The 17,494-nt window shown below is 55.8% G+C and carries 23 protein-coding genes; 8 read left to right on the top strand and 15 right to left on the bottom strand.

Going from position 1 to position 17,494, the window contains the following annotated elements; genetic code table 11:
• Positions 1 to 27: 27 nt before the first annotated feature.
• Positions 28 to 924, bottom strand: coding sequence for a cation diffusion facilitator family transporter (locus AC07ED_RS15790; protein ID WP_105235981.1), 897 nt, complete (start codon positions 922 to 924; stop codon positions 28 to 30).
• 67 nt (positions 925 to 991) lie between these two features.
• On the opposite strand from AC07ED_RS15790, the gene AC07ED_RS15795 reads away from it, so the two are divergent.
• Positions 992 to 1,417 (top strand): MerR family transcriptional regulator, encoded by a 426-nt coding sequence (locus AC07ED_RS15795; RefSeq protein ID WP_105235980.1) that lies wholly within the window; start codon positions 992 to 994, stop codon positions 1,415 to 1,417.
• Here AC07ED_RS15795 and AC07ED_RS15800 read toward each other — a convergent pair.
• From AC07ED_RS15800 to AC07ED_RS15815, 4 genes are all read right to left on the bottom strand, one after another.
• Entirely contained in the window at positions 1,406 to 2,266 is an 861-nt protein-coding gene (locus AC07ED_RS15800) for an OmpA family protein (protein ID WP_478242424.1), read from the bottom strand. The two genes, AC07ED_RS15795 and AC07ED_RS15800, sit on opposite strands and share 12 nt — an antisense overlap.
• 62 nt (positions 2,267 to 2,328) lie before the next feature.
• Positions 2,329 to 2,895 (bottom strand): peroxidase-related enzyme, encoded by a 567-nt coding sequence (locus AC07ED_RS15805; RefSeq protein ID WP_478242426.1) that lies wholly within the window; start codon positions 2,893 to 2,895, stop codon positions 2,329 to 2,331.
• A gap of 3 nt (positions 2,896 to 2,898) precedes the next feature.
• On the bottom strand, positions 2,899 to 3,618 hold the full coding sequence (locus AC07ED_RS15810) for a GNAT family N-acetyltransferase (RefSeq protein ID WP_105235978.1): 720 nt from the start codon (positions 3,616 to 3,618) through the stop codon (positions 2,899 to 2,901).
• Positions 3,615 to 4,337, bottom strand: a complete 723-nt coding sequence (locus AC07ED_RS15815; protein WP_105236414.1) for a competence/damage-inducible protein A — start codon at positions 4,335 to 4,337, stop codon at positions 3,615 to 3,617. The genes AC07ED_RS15810 and AC07ED_RS15815 overlap by 4 nt, the downstream gene beginning before the upstream one ends.
• Before the next feature lie 41 nt (positions 4,338 to 4,378).
• Here AC07ED_RS15815 and sfsA point away from each other — a divergent pair, with 41 nt between their 5' ends.
• The 3 genes from sfsA to AC07ED_RS15830 all read left to right on the top strand — a co-directional run bounded on the left by sfsA (position 4,379) and on the right by AC07ED_RS15830 (position 7,176).
• Positions 4,379 to 5,089: a DNA/RNA nuclease SfsA gene (gene sfsA, locus AC07ED_RS15820; protein ID WP_105235977.1), complete on the top strand. Its 711-nt coding sequence runs from the start codon at positions 4,379 to 4,381 to the stop codon at positions 5,087 to 5,089.
• Between the two features lie 59 nt (positions 5,090 to 5,148).
• Positions 5,149 to 5,961 (top strand): type I methionyl aminopeptidase, encoded by an 813-nt coding sequence (gene map, locus AC07ED_RS15825; protein WP_082959376.1) that lies wholly within the window; start codon positions 5,149 to 5,151, stop codon positions 5,959 to 5,961.
• A 168-nt stretch (positions 5,962 to 6,129) separates the two neighbouring features.
• On the top strand, positions 6,130 to 7,176 hold the full coding sequence (locus AC07ED_RS15830; RefSeq protein ID WP_105235976.1) for a TRAP transporter substrate-binding protein: 1,047 nt from the start codon (positions 6,130 to 6,132) through the stop codon (positions 7,174 to 7,176).
• Between the two features lie 42 nt (positions 7,177 to 7,218).
• On the opposite strand, the gene AC07ED_RS15835 is transcribed toward AC07ED_RS15830, so the two are convergent.
• From AC07ED_RS15835 to AC07ED_RS15845, 3 genes are read right to left on the bottom strand one after another with little or no spacing between them, the layout of a single operon-like run.
• On the bottom strand, positions 7,219 to 7,860 hold the full coding sequence (locus AC07ED_RS15835; protein ID WP_105235975.1) for an HAD family hydrolase: 642 nt from the start codon (positions 7,858 to 7,860) through the stop codon (positions 7,219 to 7,221).
• The gene (gene rsmD, locus AC07ED_RS15840) at positions 7,857 to 8,420 is read right to left on the bottom strand and encodes a 16S rRNA (guanine(966)-N(2))-methyltransferase RsmD (protein ID WP_105235974.1); all 564 of its coding nucleotides are present in this window, start codon (positions 8,418 to 8,420) and stop codon (positions 7,857 to 7,859) included. Before rsmD ends, AC07ED_RS15835 begins: the two co-directional genes overlap by 4 nt.
• On the bottom strand, positions 8,417 to 9,631 hold the full coding sequence (locus AC07ED_RS15845) for an NAD(P)/FAD-dependent oxidoreductase (protein ID WP_105235973.1): 1,215 nt from the start codon (positions 9,629 to 9,631) through the stop codon (positions 8,417 to 8,419). Before AC07ED_RS15845 ends, rsmD begins: the two co-directional genes overlap by 4 nt.
• 86 nt (positions 9,632 to 9,717) lie before the next feature.
• Between AC07ED_RS15845 and AC07ED_RS15850 the strand changes: the two genes are divergently transcribed.
• Positions 9,718 to 10,206, top strand: coding sequence for a peroxiredoxin (locus AC07ED_RS15850; protein ID WP_105235972.1), 489 nt, complete (start codon positions 9,718 to 9,720; stop codon positions 10,204 to 10,206).
• Positions 10,207 to 10,243: 37 nt separating this feature from the next.
• Here AC07ED_RS15850 and AC07ED_RS15855 read toward each other — a convergent pair whose 3' ends face one another.
• The 5 genes from AC07ED_RS15855 to AC07ED_RS15875 are packed head-to-tail and all read right to left on the bottom strand — an operon-like array spanning position 10,244 to position 13,769.
• Positions 10,244 to 11,089, bottom strand: coding sequence for a mechanosensitive ion channel family protein (locus tag AC07ED_RS15855; protein WP_105235971.1), 846 nt, complete (start codon positions 11,087 to 11,089; stop codon positions 10,244 to 10,246).
• On the bottom strand, positions 11,089 to 11,355 hold the full coding sequence (locus AC07ED_RS15860) for a 4a-hydroxytetrahydrobiopterin dehydratase (RefSeq protein ID WP_105235970.1): 267 nt from the start codon (positions 11,353 to 11,355) through the stop codon (positions 11,089 to 11,091). The genes AC07ED_RS15855 and AC07ED_RS15860 overlap by 1 nt, the downstream gene beginning before the upstream one ends.
• Positions 11,355 to 12,527: a GNAT family N-acetyltransferase gene (locus AC07ED_RS15865; RefSeq protein WP_105235969.1), complete on the bottom strand. Its 1,173-nt coding sequence runs from the start codon at positions 12,525 to 12,527 to the stop codon at positions 11,355 to 11,357. The genes AC07ED_RS15860 and AC07ED_RS15865 overlap by 1 nt, the downstream gene beginning before the upstream one ends.
• A 31-nt stretch (positions 12,528 to 12,558) precedes the next feature.
• Positions 12,559 to 13,308 (bottom strand): glycerophosphodiester phosphodiesterase family protein, encoded by a 750-nt coding sequence (locus tag AC07ED_RS15870; protein ID WP_105235968.1) that lies wholly within the window; start codon positions 13,306 to 13,308, stop codon positions 12,559 to 12,561.
• Positions 13,308 to 13,769, bottom strand: coding sequence for a RidA family protein (locus AC07ED_RS15875; protein WP_105235967.1), 462 nt, complete (start codon positions 13,767 to 13,769; stop codon positions 13,308 to 13,310). The genes AC07ED_RS15870 and AC07ED_RS15875 overlap by 1 nt, the downstream gene beginning before the upstream one ends.
• 263 nt (positions 13,770 to 14,032) lie before the next feature.
• Here AC07ED_RS15875 and AC07ED_RS15880 point away from each other — a divergent pair, with 263 nt between their 5' ends.
• From AC07ED_RS15880 to AC07ED_RS15890, 3 genes are read left to right on the top strand one after another with little or no spacing between them, the layout of a single operon-like run.
• Positions 14,033 to 14,767, top strand: a complete 735-nt coding sequence (locus AC07ED_RS15880; protein ID WP_245918088.1) for an MlaA family lipoprotein — start codon at positions 14,033 to 14,035, stop codon at positions 14,765 to 14,767.
• Positions 14,767 to 15,360: an MlaC/ttg2D family ABC transporter substrate-binding protein gene (locus tag AC07ED_RS15885; protein WP_105235966.1), complete on the top strand. Its 594-nt coding sequence runs from the start codon at positions 14,767 to 14,769 to the stop codon at positions 15,358 to 15,360. Before AC07ED_RS15880 ends, AC07ED_RS15885 begins: the two co-directional genes overlap by 1 nt.
• Positions 15,360 to 15,707, top strand: a complete 348-nt coding sequence (locus AC07ED_RS15890; protein ID WP_105235965.1) for a hypothetical protein — start codon at positions 15,360 to 15,362, stop codon at positions 15,705 to 15,707. The genes AC07ED_RS15885 and AC07ED_RS15890 overlap by 1 nt, the downstream gene beginning before the upstream one ends.
• A gap of 18 nt (positions 15,708 to 15,725) precedes the next feature.
• Here the strand turns inward: AC07ED_RS15890 and AC07ED_RS15895 are convergent, their stop codons facing one another.
• Together AC07ED_RS15895 and AC07ED_RS15900 are read right to left on the bottom strand one after the other, a co-directional pair.
• Positions 15,726 to 16,781: a saccharopine dehydrogenase gene (locus AC07ED_RS15895; protein ID WP_245918087.1), complete on the bottom strand. Its 1,056-nt coding sequence runs from the start codon at positions 16,779 to 16,781 to the stop codon at positions 15,726 to 15,728.
• Positions 16,756 to 17,400: a histidine phosphatase family protein gene (locus tag AC07ED_RS15900; protein WP_105235964.1), complete on the bottom strand. Its 645-nt coding sequence runs from the start codon at positions 17,398 to 17,400 to the stop codon at positions 16,756 to 16,758. Before AC07ED_RS15900 ends, AC07ED_RS15895 begins: the two co-directional genes overlap by 26 nt.
• Positions 17,401 to 17,494 lie beyond the last annotated feature (94 nt).

Consider the following 17,494-nt stretch of genomic DNA (forward strand, 5'->3'; position numbering starts at 1 on the left):
CTATACAAGTCGATCCATTCAGCGGCGTCAGGGGCAAACCTCTGGCGCCGTTTCCAATTCAAGCGTCACCATTTCGATCCCATGAACGTCGTGAAGCGTCGTGCGGATGTTCTGCCTGATCCAAGCGACATTCCCCCAAGCGCTTTGTGCGATGACGATATGGGCGGTGAGTGCGGTTTCGTGTTCTTGGGCGGACCAGAGCTTCAGGTGATGGAGGTCGCTCACGCCCTCTACCGCCATGATCGTTGCCTTCACGTCTTGGGGTGACAGATGCTCTGGCGTGCCGAGCATTAGGATGCGGATCACGCCTCCCATTTCGCCCCATGCCATCCACAGAATATAGGTGGCGATGAGCAGCGTGATCGCAGGGTCAATCCACACCCAGTCGAAAACAAGAATGGCTATTCCCGCAACGATGACGGCAACTGACCCTAAGGCATCAGCGACGTTGTGCAAGAACGCAGCGCGGATATTCACGCTGTCTTTTGCCATGTGAAACGTCAGCCATGCAGTTACGAGGTCTATCACAAGCGCAAGGCTGGCTAAACCTACAACCAACCAGCCATCAACGGGCTGGGGATCCAGAAATCGCATGACCGCCTCAAAAGCCAGCCACAGCCCGACGAGTATCAGCGAGGTGTAGTTGATCAACGCGGCAACGACTTCAGCGCGTCCGTAGCCAAAGGTCATGATGTCATCGGCGGGCCGACGCGCAATCTTGCGTGCAAAGAACGCGATGAAAAGCGATAGCGCGTCTGATAGGTTATGCAGTGCATCCGCGATGAGGGCGAGGCTGCCCGATAGAATGCCGCCAATGATCTGAGCCACCGTGAGCAATATGTTCACACCGACGGCCAGCGCCATACGGCCATCACCGGATTTGGGATCAATGTGATGGTGATCATGGTGGTGAGAATGGGCCATTTTATACCTTGAAATACTTGTCTCCTTCCATCCTAATTCCTCTAGTCACTAGAGGTTCAAGGGTAAAATGTACTCCATCGGCGAATTATCAAAACGCACGTCCGTAAAGGTCCCAACGATCAGATATTATGAGGAAATCGGGCTGATAGAATCGTTCGATAGGACGTCAGGAAATCAGCGGCGCTACGATGCTGAAGGTTTGCGTCGGTTGACGTTTATCAAACACGCGCGGGATTTGGGGCTGCCTTTGGATGCCGTGCGCGACTTGATCGCGATGGAGGATACGCCGAGGCGGCCCTGCGCGGAGGCTCATGCAATTGCGCGAACACATCTGGATCATATCCGTGAACGCATTGCCCGCCTACAGCGGCTAGAAGCGGAACTGGCGCGGATCGCGATGACCCATGATCATGGGACTATTGAGACTTGTGGGGTGCTAGAAGCTCTCGGCGACCATCACGGTTGCTCGACAGATCACGGTTTACTCGGTTGAGAGTAGTACAGCCTCAACGCGCCGATTGGCTTCGCGTCCCTCAGCGGTCAGGTTGGATGCGATTGGGGCCAGATACCCCGTTCCATCCGCTTCGAGTTGGGTCGCAGGCACGCCATAGGCTTCGATAAGGCGGGTCTGGACCGAGGTTGCACGTTGTCGGGACAGGGCAATATTCCCCTCAAGCGAGCCAGAGCTGTCGGTGTGGCCAACCAAAGCAATCCTTCGATCTGGGTTTTGGAGTAGATAGTTCGACAGGGTCGCAAGGCTATCGAATGGACCAGCTCCGAGGGTCGAGGATCCGCTTTCAAACCGCAGATCCGAGAGCGCCACATGTCCCGTATTTTCCAAAATTGCTGCCAAACCCTCTTCGGTTGGGGCCACTAATTCAGGTAAAACCGATTGAAGCGTTTCTGTTGTCGCATCAGCCAATGGTGCTTCACCAGCTCCAATGCGTGTGATCTGTACAAACCCTGCTGCTGCTGTTTTGCTGATAACAAGAGCGACCGTGTCCGAAGGGCCTGTGGCGGCGATATATCGGAAATCACCCAAATCGACGCGCATATCGGGCGGCGCCGCGACATCGATTGCAAAGCGGAAATCGAAGCCGCCGCAATCTTCGGTGCGGCATTCATAAATCACGTCATAGCCTTCGGCGTCCAACTGCTGCCTGAAGGGCGACAGGATTTGGAGCGTTGTCAGCCCAGCGGCATCAATCGTCCACACCTCTGTCTTAACGGTGCCATCAATGATCTGCATTGGGACGGATTGACCATCCCAAGGACCCGTTGCGACGTTAAAGCTCTGAAGTGGGGTGTCCACCAGAGCGGTCCGCGACGCATTCGCAGGCATATCTATCGACAACGCTAAACCGAACGTCGGACTACACAACAAAACGAAAGATAAGAAACGGATCATCGGGCCTGCGAATGGTATTCGTCGTTAGGACGCATATCGGTGGCCGAAGCGATCCGGTTGGTCATGTTAAAGAAGCCAGCGACCGACGCGATGTCCCAGATGTCACGGTCTGTAAAGCCAGCATCGCGAAGGGCTTGGCGATCGCGCTCGGTTACCTTGGCGCTGGAAACGGTGATGAGTTCGGCAAATTCCAACATCGCGGTTTGCCGCGCATCCAAATCTGCCGCTCGCCAGTTCATGACGAGCATTTCACCCAAAATCGGATTGCCTGACAGTTCGCGAACGGCAGCGCCATGCGCCGTAAGACAGTAGAAGCATTTGTTCACCGATGACACCACAACCGCGATCATCTCACGCTCTAACTTGCTGAGGCCAGAGGCGGCGAGCATGATGTCGTTATACATCCCCGTAAAAGCATTTAGCTTTTCGATATCAAATGCATAGGCTTGCAGGACGTTAGGGATCATCCCCAGTTTGTCCTGACAGATATCGAAATATTTCTGAGTTGCCTCGGGCAGCGGATTGACCATTGGCAGGTCGAGCGCGGTCGGTTTTTGTGTCACGGTCTACTCCGGTAGAATTCGATAATGGTAGTGTCCCACAACGTCGAACCCGAGGGAAGCATAGAGCGCGTTTGCCCCCACATTTGCCTCGGTCACGACCAAGGCAAAATGGGTCGCGCCGTTGGCCTTTGCCCAGAACGCCATCGCGCGGATCATGTGGGCGGCCAATCCCTGACGGCGGAATCGCTGCGCAACTTCGAGCGCGTGGAACATTGCGATGCCGTTGCAGATCCCGACATAGGCCGTGCCTGCCGGAGTATCGTTTAGTCGCCCGAGGATAGTAGTCTTCTGGCAATCGGCTCGTTCCATCACGGCAAGGCGGGCAGGCCCAATTCCACCCTCTGCCCAGATGTCAGCTTGGATCGCTAAGGCAGGCCAAACTTCAAAGGTTGTGACAGGGGGCGGACGATGCGTGGCGATCCGATCAATCGGCGCGGCGTAGAGCGTCACTGGATCCTTGATCCGATACCCTTTGCCCGCCAGCATCGCGTCAAAATCAGCCTCCCCGTCGCGTATCATGAACTGGCATGGTTGCCCCAATGCGCGCATCGCCTCTTCGGCGAGGGGGAGGTCTGCTTCGCCAGCAGGCCCCGTTGCAGCAGAAACGCGGCTTCCCCCACCTTGGCCTTCGCGAATGATAAAGGGGCCGACGGTGGTGCGATTGGCAGTGGGCCAAGTGTGTTCGATGACGTCGTAGAGTTCGGCAGCTGTTGGGTTGCTCATGCTGGAAACAGTCCTGCGAGTTTAACGATAGCCTGATCGACGCGTGCACCGTCCGAGCCACGTATCACGATATTTGACCCGTGAACGCCATCGATGATGAACGGATAAGAGCCGATGGAAAGGTCAGAGAATTCGGCGGCCAATTCCGAGAGCGGCCCCGCAATGGTCCCTTCACCCTGATTGATCCGGTAGGTTTGGGATAGCAATGGCGCACCGCCAGTCAGTGATGGCAGGACGGAGGCCACCATGGCTTGAAAGACTGAGGGGACCCCTGCCATGACATGCACATTCCCAAGGCTGAACCCAGGCGCAGTAGAAACAGGGTTTTCGATAAGGCATGCCGTGTCAGGAATGCGAGCCATGCGTTGGCGGGCTGCGTTAAATTCTTGCCCGCGGGCATCGTAGTGCACTTTGAGCAGGTCATAGGCATCCTGACGAATGTCGATCTCCACGCCAAACGCGGCTGCAATACAGTCCGCCGTAATATCATCATGCGTTGGCCCGATTCCGCCAGATGTAAAGACCGAACCATATGTCTCGCGCAGAGCATTGACCGCAGAGATGATCGCCTCGCGGTCGTCAGAGACAACGCGGACTTCTTTTAGGTCGATGCCGACTTCGGTCAGCCGCCCAGCCAGATAGTGCATATTGCTGTCGCGGGTGCGCCCTGACAGGATTTCATCTCCAATGATGAGAATGGCGGCAGTTGGGTTTGGCATCGGCTTCTCCATATCCTTCAGAATGGGTATAGAACTGGACTATGCAGTTTTCCACACCATTGATCCCCGCTCGCCTCATCCGCCGCTACAGACGGTTCCTCGCGGACTGTCGTTTGGAAGATGGGCGTGAGGTAGTGGCACATTGCGCCAACCCCGGTAGCATGATGGGCCTTGCGAATGAGGGGAGCAAGATATGGCTCGAACCCAATGACGACCCCAAAAAGAAACTCAAATATGGTTGGCGTCTCGTGGACCACGAGAACGGACATTTCACGGGCGTTGATACTTCGGTTCCGAACCGTGCGTTGAAAGAGGCGCTCGAAAAGCGCGAGATTGCGGCGCTTTCGGGTTACTCGGTGGTCAGGCCTGAAGTGAAATACGGCGAAAATAGCCGGATCGATTTTCTATTGTCTGGCGACGGTGTGAGAGACGCTTGGGTTGAGGTCAAATCGGTTACTCTGTCCCGACAGACGGGACTAGCCGAGTTTCCCGATAGCGTGACTGCGCGCGGGGCAAAGCACATGGGGGAGCTGGCTAAAATGGCAGAGGCAGGAGACCGCGCCATTGTTTTGTTTCTCGTTCAGAGAACAGATTGCGACCGCATGGTGCCAGCTGCCGATATTGACCCCAAATACACAAAAGCGCTGGGCGATGCGGTAGCAGCTGGCGTCGAGGTCGTCGCGCTTTCGACCCGCATTTCACCAAAAGGTGTCGAGATCGCGGGCGAGATCCCGTTTTCGCTGTCAGTCTGAGGTCTGGCCCTTTTCGGGGAAGGCTAATAAAGAGGTCAGCAGAAACAAGGAGACTGACCGTGACCGAAGATCTGCGTGGACGACTGACCAAAGACGGAATTCGCATTTATGAAGATGCCGATTTTGCTGGTATGCATGCGGCGGGCAAGGTTGCAGCACAGATCCTTGATGACATCATTCCGTTCATCCAGCCGGGTGTGACGACGGCAGAACTCGACGCAAAGATCACCGAAATGGTGAACGACAGCGGCTCGACCTCGGCTACGATTGGTTACAAAGGCTATCAGCACGCCAGCTGTATCAGCATGAACCACGTTGTTTGCCACGGTATCCCGAGCGAGAAGAAACTCAAAGACGGTGATATACTGAACATCGACGTGACCGTGATCGTTGATGGTTGGTTTGGCGATACGAGCCGCATGTATGTTGCGGGTTCGATGTCGCGTAAGGCCGAACGCCTGATCCAAGTCACCCACGACGCGCTTATGTTGGGCATTGAGGCAGCAAAACCGGGTAATCGCTTTGGCGACATCGGTCACGCGATCCAGAGCTATGTCGAAAGCCACCGTATGTCTGTGGTGCGCGACTTCTGTGGTCATGGCTTGGGACGTGTTTTCCATGCTGCGCCGAACGTGCTGCACTACGGTCGTCCAGGGACTGGACCGCTTCTCGAGGAAGGCATGTTCTTTACCATCGAGCCGATGGTGAACCTTGGTCGTCCTGAGACCAAAGTGCTCGCTGATGATTGGACCGCTGTGACCCGTGATAAATCGCTGTCTGCGCAGTTCGAACATTCGGTTGGTATCCGCGCAGATGGTGCAGAAATTTTCACGCTCTCGCCCTCGGGGAAATTCCACCCAACTTACCTATGATCGGTAGGGGAGTTTTCCTCTGCTTTTCAATCGTTTGGTAAAATAAAACTTGCGGACGGTTGCGCTAAACCACTTGCATCACCTTGCAATTTTAAGGTGCAAGGCATAGGTGAAGGGTGTCGCTAGCGGCGGCATCCCCCTGACATTCATCATCTTAGGAGGTCTGAAATGACACTAAAGAGTGCTGCGTTTGCGGCTGTGATGGGCTGTGCGGTGACGCCTGCTGTAGCCCAAGAATACACCCTACATTTCCAACACTTTGTATCGCCCCTTTCGGCGAACCCGACCTATTTCATGGAGCCGTGGGCAAAGGCGATTGAGGAACAATCGGGTGGTCGTCTAAAAATCGTTTTGCACCCGTTCATGGAATTGGGCGGTGCTGCGCCTGAAATGTACGACATGATTGCTGATGGCATCGTGGATGGCGGCTGGGTGATCCCCGGATATGAGGCTGGCCGTTTTCCCGAAGCTGAGGCGCTCGAATTACCTTTCATGACGACCAAATCGGCGGAAGAAGCCTCGGCGGCTGCGTGGGAGTATACTCAAGAGTTCCTGTTGGATGATTTCGCCGATGTTCATCTGATCGCCGCGCACATGCACGGGCCCGGTCTGGTGCACAAACGTGGCCCGCTGATTGAAACGGTTGAAGACTTCAACGGCCTGACGCTCCGCGGGCCGACCCGCACGGCGACGATGCTTTTGGAAAAATTGGGTGCAACAGCGGTCGGTATGCCCGTGCCTGCGTTCCCTGAGGCGCTTGCGAAGGGCGTCGTTGATGGTGGTGCGATCACGTGGGAGCAATCCCCGTCGCTCAAGCTCGATGAATTGACGGACAGTCATTCGGATGTCGCTGGCGATCACGCGCTCTACAACCTCTACTTCCTGTGGGCGATGAACCAAGACGTCTACGACAGCCTGCCTGCTGACCTTCAGGCGATTATCGACGCCAACTCGGGTCTCTATGCGAGCCGTTGGGCGGGTTATGCGCACGACACAGGTGACGCGCTGGGCCGCGAGATCATGGCTGCCGCAAACGACATTGGCGAAATCAGCGAGGCGGAAACCGCACGTATGATTTCACTGGGTGACGAGGTTGTTGCGGAATGGATCGCTGAGATGGATGCTAAGGGCTTTGATGGCGCGGCATTGGTCGAGGCAGCACGGTCCGATGTTGCTGCAGCGGCAGGAACCAAAGGTGCCTTTGTTCAGAACTGATTGTGTCTGAAATGACGAAGGGGGCCGCGCTTGCGGCCCTTTTTATTTGACCAGCCGTGCGCGAAGGTCTGCCATCGAATAGGCGATATCGACCCCAAGAGGTTCGAGCTTATCTGCTCCCCCATGTTCAGAATAGCCGATAAACTGGGTTCCTGCCGCGACGGCTGCGCCTGCCCCAGCGGTGCTGTCGTCGATCATGAAGGTACGCTCTGGCGATGCGTTCGCTTGCTTCATCGCGGCGACCAACATACCCGCTTTGGGTTTTGGCTCTTGAACGTGGCCTGAATACATACGGTCTTTGAGGCGATCGAAAAGCCCGTATGGCGACAGGGTCACGCGCATTTTGTCGATGGCCCCGTTCGACGCGATGGCGATGCGGGTGCCTTGTGCTTCGAGCGCGTCAAAGAGGTCAATCACACCGTCCGAAAGCGGAACACCTTGGCCCAAGACTTCGAACATCTCGGCATAGAGATCACTGACCCAATTGTCAGGCAGTGCCAGCCCACGTTCACGTCCTGCCCGATGAATGTCATGCAGTGTCTGCCCCACAAACAGTTCATGAACTCCAGCTTTGTCCAATGGAAACCCAAAGCCAGTGAGGTTCTTCGCGATTGCGTCACAGGTCGGACCTTCACTGTCGACGATCACACCGTCGCAATCGAAAATAACCAAATCAGGGATCATAACTGTCTTTCGAGAATAGAAATATACGTGTCGCCATACCGTCTTTGATCCAAAAGCGCAAAGCCAGCAGGTGTGACCTGCGGTGCGTTTTCTTCCCAAACGATGATGGCATCATCGGTGATCCAGCCGCCGTTCAAGGCCGCGTCGAGGGCTTTCTGGCCCATCGCCTTTCCATAGGGCGGGTCGAGAAAAACAAGTTGAGCGGGCTCGCCAACATTGGGGCCCAGCTTTGTCGCATCGCGTCCAATGAGCGTGCAATCAGCCGAACGTTTTAGCTTGGCGATATTCTCGCGGATGAGCTTTTGTGCGACGCGACCATCATCGACAAAGCTTACATGGGCAGCACCGCGTGACAGGGCCTCAAGCCCCAATGCTCCGGTGCCCGCAAATAGATCTAGGACATGTGAGTCTTCAATTGGATCGCCAAATTTTCCTCCAAGTAGGACATTGAACAAGCTTTCGCGAACGCGATCCGTCGTCGGGCGAAGGTGCGCGCCTGCGTCCCCTTTCCCAACAGCGGCGAGGGCGTGACCTCTATGCGCTCCGCCAATGATCCTCACTTCAACAGTGCCTTCAGGTCGGTCGTTTCATCGACCATGACCTCGGGCGCGGGTGATTTGCCGGCTTCGATGAGGCGTTTGCCGACCATGTAGTCGCGGCCGGCGTTGATGGCGTCGACGGCGATGAGGGTGTCGCCTTGGTAGTACCAGTGGACGCGGGCGTCGGGGGTGTCGGCGTAGGTTTTGACGTGGACGGCATCGTAGCCGATGTTGAGGCCCGCGATCTGCAGTTTCACATCGTATTGGTCCGACCAGAACCATGGTTTGGGCGTGTAGTCGACCGATCCGCCCATCATGTTTTTGGCGACAACCTCGGCTTGATCGATGGCGTTGCCGACGCTTTCGATGCGCAGGCGCTGGCCTTTGAAGGTCAGGTTCGCGCAATCGCCTGCGGCCCAGATATGCGGAACGGTCGTGCGGCCATGGGAGTCGGTGTCGATGCCGTTCGAACAGGTCGCCCCTGCAGCCTCAGCGAGGATGGTTGCGGGCATGATCCCGACGCCAACAATCGCAAAATCAACGTCGAGTTCGGTACCATCCGCGAGAACCGCACCCGTCACGCGGTCGGTGCCCACCAGATGATCGAGGCCGACGCCTTCGACGATGTTCACGCCATGTTGGGTGTGGAGATCGCGGAAGTAGTCGGACGTCTCAGAACAGGCCACGCGCTGTAGAATGCGCGGCGCCATCTCAACGAGGGTAACTTCGCAGCCCTTTTTCGCGGCAACGGCGGCAGCTTCGAGACCGATATACCCGCCGCCGATGACCAAGAGCTTGCGACCCGCCGTGAACTCTGGCGCCATGGTGTCCGCGTCCTTGAGGTCACGAACCGTGTAAACACCGTCCAAATTTCCACCAATCGCCGAAGGCAGCGTACGCGGGTGTGACCCCGTGCAGATCGCCAATTCGTCATATGCCATCTCGACCTCACCCTGCAGGGTGATGGTCTTGGCCTCGGCGTTCACACCCACAACGCGTGTGTCGAGCATCAGGTCGATGTTGTTCTCCGCATACCACTCAGGCGCACGCAGCAAGAGGCGCGAGAGCTCCATCTCGCCAAGCATATAGGCTTTGGACAGAGGCGGGCGCTGATAGGGATGGACAGGCTCCGCCCCGATCAAGGTGATCTTTCCCTCAAACCCATCGGCCCGCAAACGCGCAACAAGCGTTGCACCCGCTTGGCCTGCGCCAATCACGACAAAATGTTGCATCGCTGCCTCCGATTTCTATGGTCTCTTTTTAAGCGGAGCCTATATCTTAGCGCGTGCTGCATGCAATTCAGAACAGGGGAAATAACATGTCGATTTCGGTAGGGGATAAGCTTCCCGAGGCAACTTTGTTGCGTATGGGCGAAAACGGGCCAGAGCAGGTTGCTCTGTCGGGGCTTACTGCTGGCAAAAAAGTTGTAATTTTCGGTTTGCCGGGTGCCTACACAGGCACATGTTCGACCGCCCACGTGCCGAGCTTTGTTCGCAACAAGGCGGCGTTGGACGAAAAGGGCGTCGATGCCGTGATTTGTGTGTCCGTGAACGATCCATTCGTGATGAAAGCATGGGGCGAAGCGACCGGCGCAACGGCAGCAGGTTTGCATTTCTTGGGTGACGCGTCGGCTGAGTTTACCAAAGCGATCGGGCTTGACTTCACGGCCCCACCGGCTGGTTTCTACGATCGCTCCAGACGGTTCACGCTATTGGCTGAAGATGGTGTTGTGAAGATTCTCAACCTCGAAGAAAGCCCGGGGGTTTGTGAGTTGTCGGCGGCTGAAACGCTTCTCGACCAGCTTTGAAATGACAAAATGGCGGGGATTTCCCCGCCGTTTTCATTTAAGCCTGATTGTTCAGAACTGTTCGTGTCGGGAATGGAATGTCGATGCCAGCTTTGTCCAGCGCTTCCTTCACCTGACGCTTCATGTCGGCCTGATATTGGAAGTAGTCGCTCGATTTCACCCAAACTCGGCAGAGGAAATCGACTGAAAAATCACCCAAGTTGTTGACCTGAAGAAATGGTGCAGGGTCAGCCAATGAGCGCGGATCGGCTAGAATGGTATCGCGGATCACCTGTTCAGCCAGTTTCAGATCAGCCCCATAGCCGACACCGAAAACCCACTCTGCGCGACGTGTTTGGTTGACCGAGAAGTTGGTGATCGTGTTCCCCCAAACCTGCGCGTTGGGCACGATGACCTGAACGTTTCCAGCGTCGGCAAGCTCTGTGTAGTTCAAGGAAATGTCTTTGACGGTGCCAGACACGCCGCTCACTTGAACGAAATCACCGATCTTAATCGGGCGGAACAGGATGATCATTACGCCCGCGGCTACGTTCGATAGCGTGCCCTGAAGGGCCAAGCCAATTGCCAAACCTGCCGCACCGATTAGAGCAACGAGCGATGTTGTCTGGATGCCGAATGTGTTCAGGACAAAGAGTGATGCAAATGCGAGGATCAAGTAACGCACGATGTTGCCCAAGAAGTTGAACAACGTGACATCGAGATGTTTGTTTCGGCCGCCGATCGCAACGATACGCCGCCGCACCCAACCCGACAGCACAAACCCCAACACGATGATCAGTACGACTGAGAGGATATCCCCAGCGAGGCCCGCGACAAATTCGAGTGTTAGGTAGTCGGCAATGGTTTTGCCGTTGTAGATTTCGGTTTGCAGCAGGTCTTGCATCATCGTCCTTCAAGTTCTTCCATTTTTTCGGCCAGCTTGATGTCCTTCTCCGTCAGACCGCCGGCATCATGTGTGGTGAGTTTCACAGCCACCGTTTTGTAAGAGTTAGACCATTCGGGGTGATGATTCCACTTTTCCGCCCAAAAAGCGGCGCGGGTCATGAAACCAAAGGCATCGACAAAGTTGCGAAACACGAAAGTTTTTTGGATCGCAGTGCCGTCATCGGTCTTCGTCCAGCCTTTGGCGGCAAGGGTGGTGATGTCCATTATTCTTGCTCCTCGATTGTCGTGGATTTGAATGGTCCGTAGTCCGTCAGGATCTCCATTTCTTCGTCGATCAGCTGACGTTCATGGTCGAGAAAATCTGACACGGCGGCGCGAAACGATGGGTTGGCGATCCAGTGAAGGGAATGTGTCGGAGTCGGTAAATACCCGCGCGCCAGTTTGTGTTCACCCTGGGCGCCAGCTTCGACCCTTAGGCCGCGGGCGATCGCATAGTCGATGGCTTGATAGTAGCAGAGTTCGAAATGAAGGCAGGGGTGATGTTCGGTACAGCCCCAATATCGGCCAAAGAGGGTGTCGCGACCGATGAAGTTTAGTGCGCCAGCGACAGGGCGGTCATCGGATAGAGCCAGTACCAGCAGTATATCGTCCCTTAGTGTATTATGGGCAATGTCGAAAAACGCGCGAGCCAGATAGGGCGATCCCCATTTGCGACTGCCCGTGTCTTGGTAAAACCGCCAGAAATAGTCCCAGTGTTCGGCCTGTATCTCATCGCCCGTGAAGCTTTTGATCTCACCACCGAACCTCTGCGCCTGTTCGCGTTCTTTGCGGATCGCTTTGCGTTTGCGGCTGGAGAGGTCGTTCAGGAAATCGTCAAAGCTGTCATACCCGTGATTTTCCCAATGGAACTGCTGTCCAACACGGTGGAGCAATCCCATTGATTGACCCGCGATGGCCTCGTCCTCAGTGCAAAACGTGACGTGCATGGATGACAGACCATTGTCAGAAGCCAGTTGAACCGTGCCTTGTATCAAAGCCGAGAGTGCCTCTACCTCATATCCAGCTCTTGTTAGAAATCGCCGACCTGTGGCGGGGGTAAACGGCACCGCGATCTGAAGCTTTGGATAATACTGACCGCCCGCCCGTTGCAGCGCATCGGCCCAGCTGTGGTCAAAGACATATTCCCCTTGAGAGTGGCTTTTGACGTAGAGCGGCGCAACACCAATAATCTGGTCTGCTTTAGTCGCGACGAGGTATCGTGGGTCCCATCCTGTCCCGCGTCCAACCGAACCGCTTAGTTCTAAGGCTGACAGAAACCGATGTGTCGTGAATGGATCAATAGGGCGGCCACCAGACGGATTTGCGCAGGCATTCCAGTCCTCTGCTGGGATGTCGGCTATGGCGCTTCTCATTGATATTTCAATCACGTCGGTCATGGCTACAAAACTGTGCGGCCTGTTCGCGTGGTCAAGCGAGATACCCTTCGAAAGTGATGTTATCCGCGATTTGGCGGGCGTTTTTTTCCTGTTCGGCGGAACGGATCGTCCAGCACAGGATTTTTGCCCCCATTTCGGCCAACTCCGCTACGCGCTTGGCGTCCAATTCGTCGTGCTGATGACTAATGAAACAAGCGCCTGCCGTTTCATAATCAGGGATCAACGCAAGCCGCTCTCGTGTGACCTTGGGGATCGTTGGCCAATCTTCGGAAACATAATTGCAAGTGGTTAGGCCGCGAGGAATATCGGGCAAGACAGTCGCCATATGGGCCACGGAATGTGGGTTGAACGACATGACCGCCACGGGGCCTTTGTAGCCTTTCAGCAGCGCCGCAGTTGCGTCTTCCAACGGGCCGACCTTGGGGCCTAGCGCGCCATCCTGATCCTTAATCTCGATCAACAGGGGCACACGGCCAGACACTTGTTCCAGAACCTCTGCAAGGGTCGGAATAGTGTCTGTGCTACCTGTCAGGGTGATCTGTGACAGCTCGTCTGCGGTTCGTTGGGCGACTGCACCCGTTTCATTTGTCAGGCGGTTCAGCGCGTAGTCGTGAAAAACCATCGGCACGCCATCTTTGGACAGTTGGAGGTCGATCTCGATCCCGTAGCCCTTGTCGATGGCGGCCTGAATGGCGCTTGGGCTGTTTTCGACCCGACCGGCCGCTTTGTCGTGCAAGGCGCGATGAGCAATAGGGCGGGTCAGAAAATCAGCCGGTAGCATTATGCGATCTCGAATACAGCGTCGATTTCGACGGCGACGCCCAAGGGCAGCGCAGCAACGCCCACGGCCGAACGTGCGTGGCGGCCAATGTCACCCAGAGCTTCAACGAGGAAGTCAGAGGCGCCGTTCACGACCTTAGGCTGGTCATGGAAATCGGGGGCCGATGCGACGAAGGCGTTCAGTTTTACAACGCGCACCAGACGATCAATGTCACCACCGCAAGCTGCTTTTAGCTGAGCGAGGAGTGCAATCGCGCAGGTCTTCGCAGCCTTTGCGCCATCCTCGACCGACATGGTGTCACCCAGACGACCCTTGATCAGCCCGTCTGGGCCGTTCGAGATTTGGCCAGACACATGGACGAGATTGCCCGACTGAACAAACGGGACATAGTTCGCAGCAGGAGCTGGTGCGTCGGGTAGGGTCACACCCAGTTCAGCGAGTTTGGTTTCGATGGTGCTCATGGTTCACTCCGGTCATCTGATTTGGCGTGACGCTAGCTTTGGTCGGTGCGGGGTGCAATCGTTCCGATGCGATAAGGCGCGTAAAACTGCCATTCTTTGGCTGACATGTTCACGTTACAGGATTGGTATGATAGTAAGGGTTATTGTCTCCTTTGGGTCACGGTTAGAGCGTAGTTTCTAGTGGGCTGTTGGATTGTTTAGATTGGCGCTATTTGGTGCCGCAAAGACGTGAAATCAGAATCGATAAGCCATTGACCAAGTTATTGACGATCACTGCCGTGTCGGCCTCGCTTTTCCTTGTTGCGTGTTCGCAAGCGCCCGAAGGTGTTGCGATCCATGACCCTTACGAGGCAACGAACCGTAAGGTGCATGAATTCAACGTTGGACTGGACCGCGCCATTTTGCGCCCCGCGTCCCGTGTGACCGCTGCGATGCCGATGGAGATCACTGGTCCCGTTACGAACTTTGCCGAAAACGTCGCTTTGCCTGGGATGATGGTAAACGGCGTTTTGCAGGGCGATATCAAAGGGTTCGGTACGAACTCGATGCGGTTTATCGTGAACACGATCTTTGGCATCGGTGGTTTGTTTGATCCTGCGGATGCGATTGGCCTTTACGAAGGAAAGACGGACTTTGGCGAAACGCTGTCGGTCTGGGGTGTGCCTGAAGGCGCATATGTCGAACTGCCCGCGCTCGGCCCATCGACTGAACGTGATGCTGTCGGTGAGTTGGTGGATTTCTTCATCAACCCGCTGGGCAATTGGGTCCACGACGATGTGAAACCTTATCTCCCTGCTGCGCGTGCTGCGGATATCGTGATCGCGCGGGGGCAGTTGGGGTCAACGATCGATTCCGTGTTGTATGAAAGCGCGGATAGTTACGCTCAGACACGGATTATTTACCTCGACAACCGTCGGTATGAGCTCGGAACTGTGGTACAGGACGCCTATATCGACCCATACGCCGACCCCTATTTCGATCCATATGAGGACCAGTAATGGCCACGCTTGTTACCCGTCGTTCCCTGTTTGCCGTTGCAGCCGCCGCAGCTGTTTTCCCCCATGCCGCATTCGCGTTAAGCACAGCGCAGGCGACCACATTGGTCGATGCACTGGTTGGCGATATCAATAAGGTCATCGGCTCAGGTAAATCCGAGGCAGCGATGATCTCGGATTTTGAGACGATTTTTGACACCTACGCTGACGTGCCGATCATTGCACGGACCGCATTGGGTGCGGATTGGCGTCGCGCTACCGATAGCCAGCGCACGCGGTTTGTCACTGCATTCCGCAGCTATGTCGCGTCGAAATATGGTCGCAGGTTCCGTGAGTTTATCGGTGGCCGTATCGAGGTGCGCGAAGCTGCCACCGTTCCGAACGGTGTAGAAGTTCGCGCAATGGCAATCCTGCAAGGTCAGGCGCCGTTCGAGGTGAGCTTTGTGATTTCAGATGGCTCTGGACGTCCAAAATTCATCAACCTCTTTATCGAGGGGATCAACATGATCACCTCAGAGCGCACCGAGATCGGTTCGATGCTCGACCGCCGTCGCGGTGACATTGATGGTCTGATTTCGGATCTGGAGGCGCTCTGATGCGGTGCGGCCTCATCGCCGCACTAATCATGTTGCCGATGGTAGCTGCGGCTAATCCTTTCGATGGCGTTTACCGTCAATTTGCGAATGCGGACTGCGGGTTGGTCGGCGTCGACGGTGGTGCGCTTAGGATCGCGGACAACATCTTTTACGGCGTCGATATGGAGTGCCGCATGACCCATCCGGTTAATGTGGTCGATATGGATGCGACGTTGTTCACCATGCAATGTTCGGGCGAAGCCGACATTTGGACCGAACGCGCCATGATCATGGATGCCAAGGACACCAATGGTATCATCATGGTCTGGAACGGTTACGCGTTTAAATACGAGCGCTGCCCCGAATAGGGCAACGCTAGCCTCCTTTTAGAGATGTGCGTCGAAGGTCGCTTTTGCGCGGCCCCATACATCGTGGTCGATCTGGTCCAAGGTCGCGAGGTGAGCGAACAATTGTCCCGCGTAATCTTCTGAACTTTCACGAGGTAAAAGCGACGGAAGGTTGTCGATAGCCATAACGTCCAGCGGTGGATTGTCGTGCACGCGGATGATTGGCGCGTCCCAAGTGGTCGTGCGATCGTAGACCTTGATCGGTGAAAAATCACTGTCAGGATCACAAGCAATATCGCCAATCGCGCGGAGTTTGCGGGGATCGGTCGGTGTGCTGGCGGGCACAAAAACGGGCGTCCCCGGTCGTGCTAAAATGCAGTTAAAGAACAGATCGTGGTCGAGAATTTCGGGGAACGGTCCGCCGCTTGCTGTTTCAGCCATATCCCATTTTGTGACGCTAATGCCCGCAGCTTCGCAGAGCGCTGCAGCACCAGACCCAACGCGACCCAACGCGCCAATGATCAACGCTGTCTTTGGGCGACCATTCAGTGCATCGCGCACCGTATTCGCCATGTCTGTCGCACTCGAAAATGTGGTGACGGGCGCACACTCAGCAGGTTGCGCAGCGAGGGCAAGAGCAGTGACAGCCGCCCCTGCATAGCCAGCCCAATAGCCAAATGCCGCCACACGACGGCCATCCTCGAAAGTGAGGTATTCGAGGTCATAGAGCGTGCCGCCGCCTGCTTTAAAACGGTCAAGGAGAACACGCCCAGAAGGCTGACCCTTGTAGGCGTGACCGAACATGATGTGGCGATGCCGTAGCGGCGTGCCCGTTTCGGGTAACTCTTTTAGCCCAAAAATGATTGCATCGCTCGGGGCGGTTTCCCACGACCCTTCGGGTGCGATGTCGCAGCCAGTGTCGCGGTAATCCGAAATTGGAATGACCCGCTGAGTGCTTTCTTCGACCGTGACTTTGAACCCTTTGGCCAAGAGTTCAGCGACCCCATTTGGGGTAATCCCAACCCGTTCTTCGTTTTGGCGCTGCTCGGCGCGGACCCAAAGATGGACGTTAGAAATGAGTTCGGGCGTGGGCACGAGAAGAGGCCTCCAAATGGGGAATAGAATTAAACCCTGCTAGGATAGGCCCGACCGGCGAGACATGCACGCGGTGAATTGACGTATTGAAGATCGGAAGCGTCATGTAGGCCATTCGCCGTGGATCGAGGTCGAGAAGGTGCCGCATGATCATCGCAATCACTCCGCCTGATGTGACACAGAGCACGTTGCGACCTGGTTGGAGCGCTTCATCCAGAATGCCGCTGACCCGATCTTCGAACGATTTAAAGGTTTCGTTGCCCATGATTTCCGCGCGATGCCACGCCTCCATCACTTGCGGGACATGTTCGGCAAACCCATCGCCGTCAGGCATCGGGACCCCATGAACGTCCTCCATGGCACGACCGAGGTTGAAATAATCCATCTCGTTCAGGCGGGGATCAACCAGCGGATCGGCAAACCCCATACCCGCAGCGGTTTCTTTGTGACGGCGAAGGCTCCCCGCGATGACCTGATCAAAGGCTTCACCTTGAGCGCTGAACCAATCACCTAGCCATTCTGCTTGCTGATGGCCCAGTTCTGACAGTCGGTCATAGTCTTCTTCTGTTTTCGCGTGCGAATTGGCCTGTCCGTGGCGAATAAAGGTGATCGTGCCCATAAAAATCTCCGTACTCTGAAACGGAGGGGTAGGGGGCAGGCCTGCGAATGGCAAGTAAAGCTTCGGTAACAGTGGAATGTGGTAACCCGATATA

This window comes from Aestuarium zhoushanense, from assembly GCF_056431045.1.